At 69.1% G+C, this 16,587-nt stretch carries 16 protein-coding genes and 1 tRNA gene; 6 read left to right on the top strand and 11 right to left on the bottom strand.

All coding sequences use genetic code 11. The annotated features are described in order from the left end of the window. Positions 1–132: 132 nt before the first annotated feature. The 4 genes from ACZ499_RS03465 to ACZ499_RS03450 all read right to left on the bottom strand — a co-directional run bounded on the left by ACZ499_RS03465 (position 133) and on the right by ACZ499_RS03450 (position 3,662). Entirely contained in the window at positions 133–1,260 is a 1,128-nt protein-coding gene (locus ACZ499_RS03465; protein WP_468409720.1) for an LLM class flavin-dependent oxidoreductase, read from the bottom strand. Positions 1,261–1,395: 135 nt separating this feature from the next. Next, positions 1,396–2,181, bottom strand: a complete 786-nt coding sequence (locus ACZ499_RS03460) for an SDR family NAD(P)-dependent oxidoreductase (protein WP_468671764.1) — start codon at positions 2,179–2,181, stop codon at positions 1,396–1,398. A gap of 11 nt (positions 2,182–2,192) precedes the next feature. Further along, complete coding sequence (locus tag ACZ499_RS03455) at positions 2,193–3,098, bottom strand: LLM class F420-dependent oxidoreductase (RefSeq protein WP_468672089.1); 906 nt, start codon at positions 3,096–3,098, stop codon at positions 2,193–2,195. 156 nt (positions 3,099–3,254) lie between these two features. Beyond that, positions 3,255–3,662 (bottom strand): PaaI family thioesterase, encoded by a 408-nt coding sequence (locus ACZ499_RS03450; RefSeq protein ID WP_468671762.1) that lies wholly within the window; start codon positions 3,660–3,662, stop codon positions 3,255–3,257. Between ACZ499_RS03450 and ACZ499_RS03445 the strand changes: the two genes are divergently transcribed. Then, on the top strand, positions 3,644–4,294 hold the full coding sequence (locus ACZ499_RS03445; protein WP_468671761.1) for a GntR family transcriptional regulator: 651 nt from the start codon (positions 3,644–3,646) through the stop codon (positions 4,292–4,294). The genes ACZ499_RS03450 and ACZ499_RS03445 overlap by 19 nt on opposite strands. A 361-nt stretch (positions 4,295–4,655) precedes the next feature. Here ACZ499_RS03445 and ACZ499_RS03440 read toward each other — a convergent pair whose 3' ends face one another. The 3 genes from ACZ499_RS03440 to ACZ499_RS03430 all read right to left on the bottom strand — a co-directional run bounded on the left by ACZ499_RS03440 (position 4,656) and on the right by ACZ499_RS03430 (position 6,050). Beyond that, positions 4,656–5,165 (bottom strand): glycine-rich domain-containing protein, encoded by a 510-nt coding sequence (locus tag ACZ499_RS03440; protein WP_468671759.1) that lies wholly within the window; start codon positions 5,163–5,165, stop codon positions 4,656–4,658. A 143-nt stretch (positions 5,166–5,308) separates the two neighbouring features. Continuing rightward, positions 5,309–5,626, bottom strand: coding sequence for a hypothetical protein (locus tag ACZ499_RS03435; protein WP_468671756.1), 318 nt, complete (start codon positions 5,624–5,626; stop codon positions 5,309–5,311). Positions 5,627–5,828: 202 nt separating this feature from the next. Then, positions 5,829–6,050 (bottom strand): hypothetical protein, encoded by a 222-nt coding sequence (locus ACZ499_RS03430; protein WP_468671754.1) that lies wholly within the window; start codon positions 6,048–6,050, stop codon positions 5,829–5,831. Between the two features lie 139 nt (positions 6,051–6,189). Between ACZ499_RS03430 and ACZ499_RS03425 the strand changes: the two genes are divergently transcribed. Beyond that, positions 6,190–7,305, top strand: coding sequence for a helix-turn-helix domain-containing protein (locus tag ACZ499_RS03425; protein WP_468671752.1), 1,116 nt, complete (start codon positions 6,190–6,192; stop codon positions 7,303–7,305). A 432-nt stretch (positions 7,306–7,737) separates the two neighbouring features. Beyond that, on the top strand, positions 7,738–8,142 hold the full coding sequence (locus ACZ499_RS03420; RefSeq protein WP_468672108.1) for a hypothetical protein: 405 nt from the start codon (positions 7,738–7,740) through the stop codon (positions 8,140–8,142). Here the strand turns inward: ACZ499_RS03420 and ACZ499_RS03415 are convergent. From ACZ499_RS03415 to ACZ499_RS03405, 3 genes are all read right to left on the bottom strand, one after another. Further along, positions 8,083–8,283, bottom strand: a complete 201-nt coding sequence (locus ACZ499_RS03415) for an HNH endonuclease (RefSeq protein WP_468671750.1) — start codon at positions 8,281–8,283, stop codon at positions 8,083–8,085. The two genes, ACZ499_RS03420 and ACZ499_RS03415, sit on opposite strands and share 60 nt — an antisense overlap. A 222-nt stretch (positions 8,284–8,505) precedes the next feature. Continuing rightward, positions 8,506–8,579 (bottom strand) — tRNA-Leu (locus ACZ499_RS03410). 822 nt (positions 8,580–9,401) lie between these two features. Further along, a complete protein-coding gene (locus ACZ499_RS03405; protein WP_468672087.1) occupies positions 9,402–10,619 on the bottom strand; it encodes an amidohydrolase family protein in 1,218 nt (405 codons plus the stop codon). 376 nt (positions 10,620–10,995) lie between these two features. Between ACZ499_RS03405 and afsR the strand changes: the two genes are divergently transcribed. Both afsR and ACZ499_RS03395 read left to right on the top strand, forming a co-directional pair. Further along, the gene (gene afsR, locus ACZ499_RS03400) at positions 10,996–13,962 is read left to right on the top strand and encodes an SARP-family global regulator AfsR (RefSeq protein WP_468671748.1); all 2,967 of its coding nucleotides are present in this window, start codon (positions 10,996–10,998) and stop codon (positions 13,960–13,962) included. 304 nt (positions 13,963–14,266) lie between these two features. Then, the gene (locus tag ACZ499_RS03395) at positions 14,267–14,593 is read left to right on the top strand and encodes a hypothetical protein (protein ID WP_468671745.1); all 327 of its coding nucleotides are present in this window, start codon (positions 14,267–14,269) and stop codon (positions 14,591–14,593) included. 350 nt (positions 14,594–14,943) lie between these two features. Here ACZ499_RS03395 and ACZ499_RS03390 read toward each other — a convergent pair whose 3' ends face one another. Then, positions 14,944–15,669: a helix-turn-helix domain-containing protein gene (locus ACZ499_RS03390; RefSeq protein ID WP_468671741.1), complete on the bottom strand. Its 726-nt coding sequence runs from the start codon at positions 15,667–15,669 to the stop codon at positions 14,944–14,946. A gap of 222 nt (positions 15,670–15,891) precedes the next feature. Here ACZ499_RS03390 and ACZ499_RS03385 point away from each other — a divergent pair, with 222 nt between their 5' ends. Continuing rightward, complete coding sequence (locus ACZ499_RS03385; RefSeq protein WP_468671738.1) at positions 15,892–16,560, top strand: DUF4097 family beta strand repeat-containing protein; 669 nt, start codon at positions 15,892–15,894, stop codon at positions 16,558–16,560. Positions 16,561–16,587 lie beyond the last annotated feature (27 nt).

Here is a 16,587-nt window from a genome sequence, read left to right as displayed (position 1 = left end):
GGAACTGCGCGAGCAACCCCCACCGGCCCGCAGACGAACACCGGGCCGAAAAGGGGCGCGGGGCTGTGCCATCGTGCGGCTCCGCCGCGTGGGCGCGACCAGCCACGGACAGCCCGCAGCCCGGGAACCCGCTCAGGCGCCCGCAGCCTCGCGGAATCGGGTCGTACGGTGCACCGGATCCGTATCGATCTTCGGAATCACATGCTCCCCGATCAGCCGGATCGTGTTCATCGTGTCCTCGTAGGGCACCCCGATCGGCAGCCCGAACGACAGCTGATCCGCCCCCGCCTGCTCCCACCGCTTGCACTGCCGCGTGACCTCGTCAGGATCGCCGCAGATCATCAGCTCCTCGGCGATGAGGAGTTCGATGATCTCGGTCGTGTACTCGGGCAGCAGCTCGGGCCACTCCGGCACACCGTCGGGCCGCGGGAACGTGTCGTGGTAGCGGAACACCAGCGACTGGAGCCGGTTCAGCCCGCCCGCCGCGGCAATGGCCACCGCCTTGTCGTGCGTCTCGGCGCAGATCGCCGTCGACGTCACCATCACGTTGTCGTTGACGAAGTCGGAGATCGGCTCCGCCTCCCGTATCGCCGTCTTGTACTGCTCCAGGACCCACTCCATGTCCGAGACCTTCTGGACGGAGAAGCCGAGGACGCCCAGGCCCTTCTTGGCGGCCATGGCGTACGACGACGGGGACCCGGCCGCGTACCACATCGCCGGGTGCGACTTCCCGTACGGCTTGGGGAAGATCTTGCGCGGCGGCAGCGACCAGTGCTTGCCCTGGAACCCCACGTACTCGTCCTGGAGCCACATCTTGGGGAACTCCGCGATGGTCTCCTCCCAGATCTCCTTGGTGTGGTTCATGTCGGTGATGCCCGGCATGAACCCCAGGATCTCGTGGGAGCCGGCGCCCCGCCCCGAGCCGAACTCGAAGCGCCCCTCGCTGAGGTGGTCGAGCATCGCGACCTTCTCCGCGACCTTGACCGGGTGGTTGACCGGCGCGAGCGGGTTGAAGATGCCCGAGCCGAGGTGGATGCGCTCGGTGGCGTGGGCGAGGTAGCCGAGGAAGACCTCGTTGGCCGACAGGTGCGAGTACTCCTCCAGGAAGTGGTGCTCGGAGGCCCAGGCGTACTTGAAGCCGGACTTGTCCGCCTGGATGACGTATTCGGTCTCCTCCATGAGCGCCTTGTGCTCCGCCTGGGGGTCGACCGACGAGCGTGCCACGGGCACGTATCCCTGTACAAACAGCCCGAATTCCAAGGAGGTTCACCGTCCCTGTCCGTCGTCGCCAATTTCTGAACCTGATTTAATCTGACACACCGTCAGATAGGTCGATGCTGCGACTGTTCCACCGGGCCACCGCCCCGTCAATACCTGACACCACGTCAGACCTCGTCAGAACAGGCTCACCCCCGCCAGCCAGCCCCCGTCGATCACGAACGGCTGGCCCGTGATGTACGCGGAGTCCTCGCTGGTCAGGAAGAGCGCGAGCGCCGCGACCTCCTCCGGCCGGCCGATCCGCCCCAGCGGCACCAGCCGCTTGTAGAGCTCGGCCACCGCCTCCTTGGCCTCCTCGGGGTCGGCCGTCGGGTCGAGGGCCGCCGGGTTGGTCATCGGGGTGTCCACGGCCCCGGGGCAGACCGCGTTCACCCGGATCCCCTTCGCCGCGAGCTCCACCGCCGCGACCCGGGTGAGGCCGAGGATGGCGTGCTTGGTGGCGGCGTACGCGCCGACGTACGCCATGCCGGTGAGCGCGGTGTACGAGGCTGTGTTGACGATGGTGCCGCCGCCGGCCGCCTCGATCTCGGGCGCCGCGTACTTGATGCCGAGGAAGGCACCCACCTGGTTGACCTGGATGATCTGCTGGAACTCCTCCAGGGGGGTGGCGACGAGCTCGTTGAAGCGGAGGATGCCCGCGTTGTTGACGAGGCCGTCCAGGTGCCCGAAGGCCTGTTTGGCGAAGACGACGGCGGCGACCCACTCCTCCTCCCGGCTGACGTCGAGGTGGACGAACCGGGCCGACTCCGCGCCCAGTTCCTTGGCCACGGCCTCGCCCTGGTCGTCCAGCACGTCCGCGAGGACCACCTTGGCGCCCTCGGCCGCGAAGAGCCGCGCCTCCTGCTCGCCCTGCCCGCGCGCCGCGCCCGTGACGAGGACGACCCGCCCGTCCAGCTTGCCCATGTCCGTGCTCCCTAGGTGAGGTGTGGGGCCACATCGGCGGCGAACGCCGCGATCTGATCGATGAGTTCGGCGCGGCCGCGGGAGCGGAAGCGCAGCTGGATCTGGCGGACGCCGAGCGCGGCGTACTCGCGCAGGGAGTCGGCGAGGGCGTCGGGCTTGCCGCTGAGGGTGCGGCGCCCGAGGTCCCAGCGCGCCTCGCCGACGTACAGGGGCTCCGCGATGGCGCCGACGCAGAAGGGCCCCTCGATGCCGTTCCTCTCCCGCAACTCCCTGATCCGGGCTATCTGGTGGGACAGTTTGTGACGGGGGTCGCCCTGCGGCAGCCAGCCGTCGCCGCGCAGGGCGGCGCGCCGGACGGCGGCGGGCGAGGATCCGCCGACCCAGATGGGCACGCGCTCCTGCGCGGGCCGTGGACGCTGCCCGAGGTCCTGGAAATGGAATCGCCGACCGTGGAACTCGGGGAACTCCTCCGGCCCCAGCGCGGCTCGCAGCGCGTCGATCGTCTCGTCGAGCACGGCCCCCCTGCCCTCGAAGTCCGCCCCGAGGACCTCGAACTCCTCCTGTACGTGACCGGCCCCCACACCGAGGACCAGTCGGCCGCCGCTGAGGTGGTCGAGGGTCGCGTACTGCTTGGCGGTGAGGAGGGGGTGGCGCAGGCCGACGACTGCGACGTGGCTGAGGAGGAGGGTGCGGGTGGTGATCGCCGCGAGGTAGGCGAGGGTGGCGACGGGGTCGTACCAGGTGGTGCCCATCGCGCCCGCGAGCCGGCGGGGGATGGCGACGTGGTCGCAGGTGGCGAGATAGTGGAAGCCCGCGCGGTCGGCGGCCCGCGCGATCTCGGCGAGGTCGTCCGGGGTGGCGCCGGCTTCCCAGGGTTCGGCGTAGAGGGTGCTCTGGGACTGGATGGGGAGCTGCATCCCGTACACGAGCGCGTGCGCTGGCACCGGGCCTCCTTGACGTGGGCGGACCGTACGTACACCTGACGGCCCGTCACGCAACCGCCGTGCCCAGCTTGCTATCTGACGTGCCGTCAGGCAAGGCCGGGGACGCGGGGGCGTCCTTGGCATCCGGGGCTACCCCAAGAGGGCGTAGACGGTACTGGCCCGGGCGGCGGGCTCGTCCGCGCCCTCGGCGGTGAGCGTGATCTCCGCGAACGCCATGCGCTTGCCGAGCTTGGTGACGCGCGCGTCGACGAGTACGTCCGCGCCGACGACGGCCCGCTGGAAACTGGTCGACTGCTGGACGGTGGTCATGGGCCCGTAAGTGCCCCGGGCGGCGGAGACGGCGATGACGGTGGCGGTATCGGCGGCGGCCATCATGGCCTGCCCCGACATCCCTCCCCCGTCCCGCGCCAGCCGCGCGTCCCAGGGCAGCCGCAGCACGGCATGCGCGGCGCCGACCTCGACGACGACGAGGTTGAGGTCGAGGACCCAGGGGGCGAAGTTGTCGGTGAGGATCTGCTGTGCGGTCTGGGGGTTCATGGGGGGATGGTGGGGGGTGGCCGGGGGCACGTACAAGGGCGCCGGGCGCTTCGCCTGCGGGTCGTGTGTGGCTGATCGCGCAGTTCCCCGCGCCCCTTCTTGGACCGGTGTTCGTGTGCGGGCCGCGTGTGGCTGGTCGCGCGGTTCCCCGCGCCCCTGAAGGGGTTCGTCGTTGTCTGCGGATCGTGCTGGGTTGCTCGCGCCGTTCCCCGCGCCCCTTGAGTGCCGCTGCGCGGCATCCCCTGGGCGGCCCGGAGGGGCGCTTCCAGCGGCGCGGGGAACTGCGCGACCAGCCGAGGACGGCCCGCAGACAAACGGAGACCGGGGTGCAGGGGCCCCGCAGGCCCCGCCCGGGGGTCCAGGGCCGCAGGCCCCTGGAGAGCCGCCTCCCCCACCCCCGGAGGGTTCAGGGAAGCCCCGATGCTACGGACATCAAGGCAAAGAAGTGCAAAGCGGGCGACCGCATCCCGTCCGAAGCGGAGTTGTGCGCGCGGTTCAAAGTTGCGCGCGAGACCGCCCGCCGAGCGGTGCGGGTACTCAGGGAACGCGGGCTCGTCCGAACTGAGTGGGGTAAGGGCACGTTCGTTGTCGGTCCGGGCGAGTCGACGAACAAAGACGCCGAGACTCAGTAGCCATCAGGACTGAACGAAGGGAAGCCCGCTCACCGCCACCGAGGGACAGATGAGCGGGCCACGCTGCTGGCTCAGTCTTCCGACAAGTTGCAGGAAGCGCACCCGACGTTGAACGGTTTACCTGTCTCAGGGGCGACCGTGAGGGTCACCCCGAGACCGTGCGGACAGAATCGACGGGGGCGCCTTCCGGGGCGCCTTTCGACCCGAAGCCGCTGCCAGCTCCCCAGTAGCTTGCTGTACCGAGGGTCATCCCATCTGCGGAGCGCTCCGCCTTCTTCGCTCACTGCAGTTCCCTCCTGACGGACCGTAGTCAACTGTAGAGCGGCACCAGCAAGTTGGGGACAATCCCGCCGCAGGTCACTCAGACGGCTTGCGGCGGAGCCGAGCAGCCCGACCCTCCCTCGGTGCACTCGCTGTGCATGCAGTCGGCGGACACCAGTACCTCCGTCTGCGTTTCCTTGGCCCACAGGTACAAGTCCGGGACGTACCCCGCGCGTTCGATAGCGCTCAGCGTCCGGATCACCGTCGCTTCGTCGTGCTGCTTCGTCGCCGGGGTCTCCGGTACGTGGTGGACGAACCTTCCGAGTTCGTCCGTCAGCCGCATATAGGCGCGCGTGTCCTGGATCAGGGCATGCCATCCCTCGTCGACGATCCGTGAAGGCCGAAGGGCGAGACCGGGCGTCTTGTTGCCCGCCGCTGCCGCCACGAACTTGAGGGCTTCATCGACGATTCGCCCTGCCAGAGCTTCGTTGATGTCTGGGTTGGCGCGCTGCACCATACGCATGGCACCTTCGAAGCTCTCGTCTGCGATCAGTTGCCGGGCACTCGGCTTGAGGTCGCCGGCTGGTGCTAACTCGCTGACAACGGTCATCGGGTTGCCTTCCATTCGATGGGTTGGTTGGACCGTCCCGGTCCTGTAGCGGAGCCTGTGCACGGGGCCGGGACGGGGCTTGGGAGTGGTGAGCGGATTCCGAACGGCCGCCAGGGTGACGCCCAGGTGCACAAAGGCGCGTCTCACGTCTCCGCCCGCGCGTGCTCGACGGGGCCCTTGGCCGCCCGCTCCAGCGCGTTGACCGCAACACGGCGGGCCTGTTCCTGCGCGTTGTTGAGGACGACACACGCCATGTCTTCCAAGCGGCGCGCGAAGATCGCATGACCCGTCTCGGCGGTGTGGGACATCAGCGCCACCGCCCCCGCCTCAAGGTCCGGAGTCGGAGCCAATTCCCAGCGACACCCGCCGCCGCTCATGCAGCGGGCCGTCATAGTCACCTCGCCGTCAGGGTGGCGCAGCACCTTGTAGACCACCGCGCGCAACGTGCTGCGAACGCTCACGGCCGCCCCGCTCTTAAGATCCGGGCGCGCAGCCGATCCAGCTCGTTCGGCGGGCGAGACACTCCGGTCTCCCACGTATGCCCACCCTTGAGCGGCGCCAACGTGACCAGGCGCGTTTCCGCGTCCCACGCCACGGCTTCCCCGAGCCGCCCCGCCGCCGTGTCCTTCACCAGCGTGCCCGGTGCGGGCACCCACTGGGCGCTCACCGCTGCACCGTTCTTACCGGGCGCGTCCACACCTGCGCCCGCCGCGTCTCGTCGGTGGTCAGCGGACGCAGGGCGCAAGGGGCCACGGCCCACTCAGCACCACCACCCGGCGGAACGAGGTACGCCGATCCCTCGAACATTTGGCGCACCTCGCCGATCCGGCCGGTTGCCGTGTCCACCGCGTACGCGCCTGTGATTGGGGTCCAGTTGTCAGCCATGGTTTCTCGCCGTCCCTCTGGTCGTGCCGGGATCGTCCCGCCCAGCCGCCTGACTGCGTAGGGGCATCTCTAGGGGCAAGTCGCTAATGCGGCCTGTCCACCACCCGCCTAGGGGCAGCTGTGGGGGCAAGATGGGCCCATGGCCATCGGGGAACTGATCGCAGACCTTCGGAACGCTCGCGGATGGAGCCAGGGGCGGCTAGCGTCGGCGATCAACGACGCCTTCGGGACGAATCTCGATCGGGAGTATCTGAGCCGTTGGGAACGTTCCAAGGTCACGCCTGGCCCGTTCTATCTGCGGTGCATGTCCGCAGTCCTCGACGTGCCCCTAGCAGTGCTTGAGGGTGAAGTGAAGCGCCGTACGTTCCTGACCGATGCAGCCGGAGCCGCCATAGCCCCTGTCGTGGCCTCAGACCTGCTGTCCGCAGGGTTCGCCGCCCGCCTGTCCGGCGGTCCCACAGCGGATGCCTGGGAGGCCAAGCTGGACACGTACGGTACCGAGTACATGAGTTTGGGCGCTGCCGACATTCAGCGGCGGGTCAGCGCGGAATTGGTTACCGTGCAGCAGCAACTCGACGCACCCCAACTCTGGTCTGTGGCATCCCGGTTAATGACCCTGTACGCCAAGACGTTTCCGGGGTCGGACGGCTCCAAGGCCGTCCACTGGTACCGCATGGCGGCTAAGGCCGCCGACCAGTCCGGAGACGAGGCAGTGCGCGTGTGGGTCCGGGGTCGCGCGGCTATTGCCCTGGGCTACGAGGGGGCATCCCTCGGCGTTGCTGACATGCTGGCCGATCAGGCAATAGCGATCAGCGACAAGCCATCACTTGGGCTACTGAATGCCGTCTTCGGCAAGGCCCATGCAGCGGCGATCCACGGAGACCACAACACTGCGCGGAAGCTCTTGGAGCAAGGCCGACGAGTCTTCGACAAAACGGGCTCGTACGAACAGACCAGCGACTACGCCGTGCCCTGGTGGCGAGTCAACGTCTTCATCTCACTCCTTGCCGCCCGGCTCGGGGACGAGAAGACGGCCATTGAGGCACAGGATGCGGCACGGACAGAACTGCCCCGGACGCTACCCCGATTCGCCACTCACCTTGAAATGCACCGGGGGCTGATGATCGCCCGGTCCGGGGACAGTGCGGGAGGGGTGACTTACTCGCGGGCCGCTCTGGAAGCCCTGCCCCCCGAAAAGCACTCCCTGACCCTCCGGCTCCTCATGGCAGAGGTAGAGGGCCGACCAGTGCACTGAGCCAGCGGCCACTGGGAGACGCCAACCTCCTAGCGAGCTGATGGTGAACCTAGGTAGCCCAAGTAACGGTCCCGTAAAGTCCCGTTACTTCCGCCGAGGCGCTGCCACGATGGGCGCACTCACGCGTAGTAGATACATCCTGGGGGGGCCATGAGTGCTGATGGCGGAAGCGCCGGAGATCATGGCGATACGGGTACCAGTCAAACTTGGAGGAGAATTCTTCGCTCGCCCACATTTATTGGGTGAGTGGCGAATGCATTGGCCGTGACCGCAGTCGTTGTTCCTCTAATCCTAACGTCTGATTCCCCAGGACCATCCCATCCTGCTTCTCCCACCAAGACGGCTTCGTCCCGCTCCAGCAGCCCGAGCAGTGGGGAGCCGCAAGGTCCAGCTCCCAGCCCCACCATCGACATCCGAGAGAATGACCGGTTCATGACGGGGATATATGATGTATCCCTGCTGCAACAGGGAGCGTTGGATATCGACGGAAGGGAGGTGGCTACGTATGCAAACAGCAGTACCGACATCGTCCACATTGCGGGACTTTTGAGGAAGTATCCAATACAGGGCAGGATCGACGAGGGCGTAAAGTTCGGGATCATCACTAATTCCGATATCCCATATTGTTCAACGCGAGCAAAGCTCTCGAGCGGCATCATCGTTAACTCTCTCGGATATGACAAAAGTCTTTGTGTTCAAACAAATGAAAGCCGCTGGGCGCTGGTGCAGATAGCATTTCCGCGAAGCAGTCAACTTCTTAAACTCCGTGTTGGATTTCTAAGGAATTCTCAACCGCTCGATAAGTACTTTCCTTCGCTGGAGCCCGAGTCGCCCTGATTCCGCCCCGAACTCCGTAGCTGTCTTGAGCTGGTGGCACTCGTGGCACAGCACCTGAACGTTGCTGTCTATGTCCTCGCCGCCGAGGGACAGCGGGCGCACATGATCCACGTCCACTCCGTCCGCAGGGAAGGTGCCCATGCACCAGTCGCACCAGGCCGAGCCCCGTTCCTGTACGCGTCGGCGGAGCCGTGCCGCAGCGTCGAACCGCTTTGTTCGTCGCCTACCGCATGCTCGTCGGGCGCGGACACTTGCCCGACCCTCGTAGATGGTGTGGTGCGTCTTGCAGCGCCCACGGTTTGTGGCGGGTTCGGTGCAGTCGATACAGCGCATGTGCGTCCCCTGGTGCTCGTTGTTGTCGAGTGCCCGCCCCCGGACTCGAACCGGGAACCTTCGCGGTCTAAGCGCGACGCCTCTTGCCGTTGGGCTAGGCGGGCTGGTCGTCGCCCTTGCCGTGAAGCGGGACAACGTGGGGACTGCACGGCTTCAACCCCTTCGACGCGCCCTGGGGGGCGGGTTACTCATGGGCGGTGCAGTCCCCGCACGCGTTGCCTCACGACTCCGGCAGACCACCCCGGTAACGCGGGGTGCGTGGTGCACGGGCAACGCTGGTGAGAGAGTCGGGCACTCGGACCGCCGGGTATCCCCCTTGGGGTGGGTGCGCGGTAACCCGCTCTCACTCTGTTGTGGGGACCAGCAGATTCCCGCCAGGTCTGCCCATGACGGAATGACGGTTCTAGGGATCTTTCTGGTTTTTCTTAGAAAACTAAGAGAAAAATAGAAACAGGCCCTGAACCGTCATACCGTCATGACTGCGCCCATTGGTGGCCCTCGCCGGCAACGCTGGAGCGCCGCGCGGCCCGCTGCGTGGCTGTGCGCGGGCATGGGAAAGCCCCGGCGGTCCGAGGGGACTACCGGGGCGGTGCGGACTGGTCGTACTGCATTTTCGGGCTCTAGGAACCTGTCATGCACCAGCCCTACCTCGCCGAAGTCGATACCGAGGGCTGCCGCCGCGATGTCGTCGGCCTCGCGCTGACGCTCGGGGCTCGTCGTCTCATCCGTCCGCACCGACAGACGGATGCACCGGACTCCGCGCAGGGTCTCGGTAGCGTGAATTACTGCTGTAGGCGTGCTGGTCTCCATACCCTCTGTGGAGACCAGCGAGTTCCCCGTGGCGCTGACCAGCGCAGATATCGCCATGACCCGATCACTCCAGAACACTCAGTCCGGAGCACCGGGAAGGGGCGGGGTGGGGGGAATCACCCCAGCCACAATCCATCCGCCCCCAGCGACAGGAGCTCGATCGCGTTCCCCCGAACGATCCGCTCCACCACATCCCCCCGAAGATGCGCCATCTGCGCCTCCCCCACCTCCTTCGACTTCGGCCACGTGGAGTCCGAGTGCGGGTAGTCCGTCTCGTACAGGACGTTGCCCACTCCGATCGCCCCCAGGTTCCGGAGGCCGAACGCGTCGTCGAAGAAGCAGCCGTAGATGTGCTCGGCGAAGAGTTCGGACGGGGGGCGGTGGACCTTGTCCGCGACTCCGCCCCAGGCGCGGTTCTCCTCCCAGACGACGTCCGCGCGCTCCAGGATGTAGGGGATCCAGCCGATCTGGCCCTCCGCGTACATCACGCGCAGCCGCGGGAAGCGTTCGAACTTGCCGCTCATCAGCCAGTCGACCATCGAGAAGCAGCAGTTGGCGAAGGTGATCGTGGAGCCGACGGCCGGGGGCGCGTCCGCCGATGTCGAGGGCATACGGGACGACGAGCCGATGTGCATCGCTATCACCGTGCCCGTCTCGTCGCACGCCGCCAGGAACGGGTCCCAGTAGTCGGTGTGGATGGAGGGGAGGCCGAGGTGCGGGGGTATCTCGGAGAACGCCACCGCACGTACGCCCCGCGCCGCGTTCCGCCGTACCTCCGCCGCCGCGAGGTGCGCGTCCCAGAGGGGGATCAGGGTCAGGGGGATCAGGCGGCCCCCGGCCCGCGGGCCGCACCATTCCTCCACCATCCAGTCGTTGTACGCCCGTACCGACAGCAGCGCCAGCTCCCGGTCGGACGCCTCCGTGAACGTCTGGCCGCAGAAGCGGGGGAAGGTGGGGAAGCAGAGCGCCGACTGGACGTGGTTGACGTCCATGTCCGCGAGCCGCTCCGGGACGCTGTACGAGCCCGGCCGCATCTGCTCGTACGTGATCACTTCCAGACGGATCTCGTCCCGGGAGTATCCGACTGCCGTGTCCAGCCTTGTCAGCGGGCGGTGCAGGTCCTCGTACACCCACCAGTCGCCGACCGGCCCCTCGTCCCCCGGCGCACCCATGACCGGAGCGAACTTGCCGCCGAGGAAGGTCATCTCCTTGAGGGGGGCGCGGACTACGCGCGGGCCCGAGTCCCGGTACTTCGACGGGAGCCGGTCCTGCCAGACGTGCGGCGGCTCCACCGTGTGGTCGTCCACCGAGATGATCTTCGGGAAGCTCTCCACGGTCTCCACAGTCTTCATGGTCTCCATGGCACTTCACCGTAGACCTGATCTGACGATCCGTCAGCTAGCTTGACAGGTGCGCTTCGGTCTCTTCGTTGCTCGACCCCGGCATGGCCCCGGCGGATACCGCCGCCCCGCAACCCGTATACCGGTCACGCCTCGGCCACCCACCCGTCACTCGTCGGCCATTCGCCCCTCCCTCCCCGCCCGCGACGCCTGCCCGTCCCCCGGACAGGGTCGTGGACATGCGCTGGTGACCTGTAACGAAAGTGTGCAGAGGCCCTGTGCGGAGCGTCACCCGTAGCTGACGCGCATGCCATGGACAGGGCAGACTGGCACGGGCATTACCAGCGCTACGGGGGCACAGGGGGTCGCTATGGACCGAAACGGCGAGCCGCGCATTCCGGAGCAGCGGGCTCCGGTCCTGGCAGCGGACGCCGGCCAGGCCGCGGACACCACCGGCCTGCGCTTCGGCGTGCTCGGACCCGTACGCGCGTGGCGCGGGCCCGACGCCCTGCCGTCCGGCTCGCCGCAGCAGCGCGCCCTCCTCGCCGCGCTGCTGCTGCGCGACGGCCGCACGGCCACCGCCGCCGAGCTGATCGACGCCATCTGGGGCGACGAGCCGCCCTCCCAGGCCCTGGCCGCGGTACGGACGTACGCCTCGCGACTGCGCAAGGCCCTGGGGCCGGGCGTCCTGGTGAGCGACGCCGGCGGATACGCCATCCGGCTCTCCTCCGGCATCCTCGACCTCACCACTGCCCAGGAGCTGGCCGCCGAGGCCGAGAAGGCGCGGGCCGCCGGCGACCAGGCCAGGGCGCGCGAGCTGCTCAAGGCCACGCTCGCGCTGTGGGCCGGCGAGCCGCTCGCCGGGATCCCCGGCCCGCACGCGGACACCGAGCGGACCCGGCTCGTCGAGTGGCGGCTCCAGCTCACCGAGGCGCGGCTCGACATGGAGCTGGATGCCGGGTGCCACGCCGAGGCCGTCTCCGAACTGACCGCGCTCACCGCCGCGTACCCACTGCGCGAGCGGCTGCGGGAGCTGTTGATGCTCGCGCTCTACCGCAGCGGACGCCAGGCCGAGGCCCTCGCCGTGTACGCGGACACGCGCAGGCTGCTCGCCGACGAGCTGGGCGTCGATCCGCGCCCCGAGCTCTCCCGGCTCCAGCAGCGGATCCTTCAGGCCGACGAGGACCTCGCCCGGCCCGCCGAGGCGCCCGCCGCCCCGGCGCCCGTCCGCGCGGCCCAGCTCCCCGCGTCCGTCCCCGACTTCACCGGGCGCGTCTCCTTCGTCCAGGAGCTGTCGGCGCGGCTCGCCACCGCCGACACCACCGTGATGGCCGTCTCCGCGCTCGCCGGGATCGGCGGCGTGGGCAAGACGACGCTCGCCGTGCACGTCGCCCACACGGCCCGCCCGCACTTCCCCGACGGCCAGCTGTACGTGGACCTCCAGGGCACCGGGCCGCGCGCCTGCGAGCCGGAAGCGGTGCTCGGCGCGTTCCTGCGGGCGCTCGGCACCCCCGACGCGTCCATCCCCGACTCACTGGAGGAGCGCGCGGCCCTGTTCCGCTCCACGCTCGACGGCCGCCGCGTCCTCGTCCTGCTCGACAACGCGCGCGACGCCGCACAGGTGCGCCCCCTGCTGCCCGGCACGGCGGGCTGCGCCGCCCTGGTCACCAGCCGCATCCGGATGCTGGACCTGGCCGGGGCGTATCTGGTCGACCTGGACGTGATGTCGCCGGAGGAGGCCCTCCAGCTCTTCACGAAGATCGTGGGCCAGGAGCGGGTGAGCGCGGAGCGCCAGTCGGCGCTCGACGTGGTGGCCGCCTGCGGCTTCCTGCCGCTCGCGATCCGTATCGCCGCCTCCCGGCTCGCCTCCCGCCGCACCTGGACCGTCTCGGTCCTCGCCGCCAAGCTCGCCGACGAGCGGCGCCGCCTGGACGAGCTGCAGGCGGGCGACCTCGCGGTCAAGGCCACCTTCGAACTCGGCTACGGCCAGCTGGAGCCCGCCCAGGCCCGCGCCTTCCGGCTGCTCGGCCTGCCCGACGGCTCGGACATCTCACTGGCCGCCGCCGCCGCCGTACTCGACCTGCCGCTCCAGGAGACCGAGGACCTGCTCGAATCCCTCGTCGACACCAGCCTGGTGGAGTCGGCGGCCCCCGGCCGCTACCGCTACCACGACCTCGTACGGCTCTACGCGCGTGCATGCGCCGAGCGCGACGAGGACCCGCCGTCCGAGCGGGCCCCGGCCATGTCGCGGCTGCTCGACTTCTATCTGGCCACGGCCGCCCGGGTGTACGCGATCGAGCGGCCCGGCGACCGGCTGGTGGAGCACCTGGCGCCGACCCAGTACCCGGGGCTGCCGTTCGCCGACGGGCACGCGGCGGTGGACTGGCTGTACGCGGAGGCCAACTGCCTGCTGTCGTGCGTCCACCAGTGCGCGGGCGACCCCGCGCTGCTGCGGCGCGCGGTGGACCTGCTGTGGGCGGCGAAGGACCTCGCCGAGTCGGGGGCCAACTCGCGGCAGTACGAGACCACCGCGATCGCCGTCCGCGACGCCGGGCACGACAGGAGCGACGCGAGCGCCGAGGCGCGGGCCCGGCTCGCGCTCTCCACCGTGCTGCTCGTCTCCGGCCGCTTCGAGCAGGCCGACGAGGAGGCGCGGCTCTCCTCGCTGCTCGCCAACGAGGCCGGCGACCCGATGCCGGCCGGGGCCGCGCCCAACGACCGCGGGATCATCGCGTTCTACCAGAACCGCCACGCCGACGGCGAACGCTTCCTCCAGGAGGCGATCGACAACTACCGGGCCGACGGCAACCGGCCGGGCGAGGCGAGCGCGCTGTGCAATCTGGCGCGGATCCACGTGAACATGGGCCGCACGTCCAGCGCCGTCGAACTCGCCCAGCGCGGGCTCGACATCTTCAGCGAGATGGGCCTGGCCCTGCGGGTCGCCAACGGCCGCTTCGCACTGGGCATCGCCCTGACGCGGGCCGGCCGCCTGGACGATGCCCTCTCCCAACTGGGCCAGGCCCTCCAGGTCTTCCAGGACAACCGCCAGCGCCTGTGGGAGGGCACCACCCACTTCCGTATCGCCGAGGCGCACTTCGCGGCGCGGCGCCCGGCCCGGGCGGCCCAGCACGCGGAGCAGGCGCTGGCACTGCGCTGCATCGGCGGTGAGTGGATGCGCGGCAACGTCCTCACCACGCTGGGCCGCGCCCTGGACCAGCTGGGCCAGGCCGACCGGGCCCGCGCGTGCTGGCGCGAGGCGCTGGCCATCTACGAGTCGACGGGCGCGGCGGAGGCCAAGGACGTACGGCAGTTGCTGAGCCCGATGGCGGCGGCGTAGCGAGGCGGCGCAGCGCGAATTTCCCCTGTTCACAGGGGTGTTCGTGGGGGCTTCCCCGGGCGTGGAACCGTAGGTACCGAGGTGGCTGTCCAAGCTGTTGCCGATGCCGTTTAGCCATCGTTTATCGCCCCTCGGCACTCTCTTACTCAACGATCCGCCGTGTCGGGGGGCAGGCGGGTCGACGGTGGGCCTCCCCGCTAACGTGGACGGCCCTTGAAGTGCCCGTCCGGCGACCCTCGGGGGAGCCGCCGGGCGGGCACCGTTCACAGCACGACATGCAGCAAACTCAGGGGAGCTGAACACGATGAGTGACGGAAACAAGCCCGAGATCGGCGACACCACGACGCAGGAGAACCACGCGGGGAGCCCGGCCTCCGGAACGGGTACGGGCACGATCCGCCCGATGGAGAACCACGCGGGCCTGGCGGCTTCGCTCGGTGGCGACGCCAAGATCAAGCCCCTTGAGAACCACGCGGGCCTGATCGGTGGCGACGTGGTGAAGCCGCTGGAGAACCACGCCGGGGTGATCGGCACGGGCGGCCCGATCAAGCCCATGGAGAACCACGCGGGCCTGATCGGCAGGGACGTCCTCAAGCCCCAGGAGAACCACGCGGGTTCCGAAGAGGCCTGAGTACCACTGCTGGGCGGGGGCCGGCCGCGGCGACGCGGAGGGGGGTTGTCGCGGCCGGCGACTTACGGGGGACCACGGGGGACCACGGGGAACCACCGGGCCACGGGGGAACGGGGGCACGGGGGAAAACGGGGGAACGGGGGAACGGGGGATCGTCGGGGGCGCGTACTTGGGGGTGCGCGTCCCCGACGGGGGGAGCAACGGGGGACGTACGGGGGGCACGGGGGAAGTTACGGGGGAACGGGGGAAGTACGGGGGAAACCAAGCGCCCCGCGGCCGGACGTGCCGCGGGGCGCTTGGTTTTCGGCGTCTGGTGTTTGGTGTTTGCCGTTTCGCAGGACGGGGTCGGCTCAAGGCGAGGGCGTTTCGGCCTTCGTGTGGAGGACCTCGCGGGCCTGCTCCGCGGCGCGTATGAGGCTCTCACTGACGAAGTCCAGGAAGCGGGCGACGTTCTCCAGGCGGACGGCGGCCGGGGTTTCGGGCCCGAGGACACCCACGCCCTGCCGTGCGATCTCGACGATCTGGGCGTTGGACCGGACGCTGGCCATCATCGACTGGTACCAGATGTCGTCGTCGATGACGTAGCGCTCGCGGCGGCGTTCGTCGCGTTCCCGGCGGACCATGCCCTGGCTGTCGAGGAACGCGACCGCTTTGGAGACGGACGCCGGGCTGACCTGGAGGCGCTGGACCAGTTCGGACGCGGTGAGGCTGCCCGCGTCGGTGAGGGTGAGGCAGGCCATCACCCGGGACATCATCTTGGGCAGGCCCGAAGCCATCATGACGGTGGTGAGCGCCTCCTCGTACTCGCGCACCGCCTCGGCATCGCGCCCGTAGGCCTGCGCCGGCGCCTCCGGGTCCCGGGGCGCGGATTGCGTACGCCGGTGGGCGCGGCGTTCGGTGGCGCGGTGGGCCAGGTCGGCGCGGTAGGCGGTGGGGCCGCCGTTGCGCATCACCTCACGCGTGACCGTCGAGGTGGGGCGGTCGAGCCGTCTGGCGATCTCCGCGTAGGCGAGTCCGTCGGCCAGTCCCAGCGCGATCTGCTGGCGTTCCTGCTGGGTGAGCCTGCCTCCCGGCATCGCGGTCTCCTTCGTGGTCCTTGATGGCGCGAGCATAGCGTTCACTCCCAATTCATTGCAACGAGCGACATGGCCGTTGTTGCATTAGGGCCGAGGCCATTGCAACGATTTTCTAGCTCTGACCTGCACTTATGGCAATTCTTCGCAACGAGCTTGTTGCCCGATCCATGAACGCAACGTAGCTTTTCCCTCATCGGAAACGACGAACCGAAGGAAAGAACAATGCAGAAGTTCAACACCACCGCCCCGATCGCCGCCGTCCTCGACATCCCCGCGGGACGCATCCGGTTCATCGCCGCCGACCGGGCCGACGCCACGGTCGAGGTCCTGCCCGCGAACGCCTCGGACGGCCGCGACGTGAAGGCGGCGGAGCAGATCACGGTCGGGTACGGCGACGGCGTCCTGCGGATCGAGGCCGCACCGGCGAAGAACCGGCTCCTCGGCAGGTCCGGATCCGTCGAGGTGACGGTCCAGCTGCCCACCGGCTCCCGTATCGAAGCGAAGGCCGCCGCCGCCGAGTTCCGGGGCGTCGGACGGCTCGGCGACGTCGTCATCGAGGGCGCGAACGGCTCGCTCAAGCTCGACGAGGCCGCGAGCGCCCGCCTCGCCGTCCTCGACGGCGACGTCTCGGTCGGCCGCCTGGGCGGTCCCGCGGAAATCAACACCCAGCGGGGCAGCATCCACATCGCGGAGGCCGTGAGCGGCACGGTCACCCTGAGCACCCAGCAGGGCGACATCACGGTCGGCGCCGCCCGCGGAGTCTCCGCCTCCCTGGACGCCGGCACCGCGTACGGCCGGATCCAGAACGCGCTTCGGAACACCGACGGCGCCGCCGGCCTGAACATCCACGCGACCACCGCCTACGGCGACATCGCCGCCCGCAGCCTCTGACCGCTCACAGCCTCCAACCGCTCGCAG

Source organism: Streptomyces sp. NPDC031265, assembly GCF_055570295.1.
The sequence above is the reverse complement of the archived record's forward strand: the minus strand, read 5'-3'. Positions and strand labels throughout refer to the sequence as shown.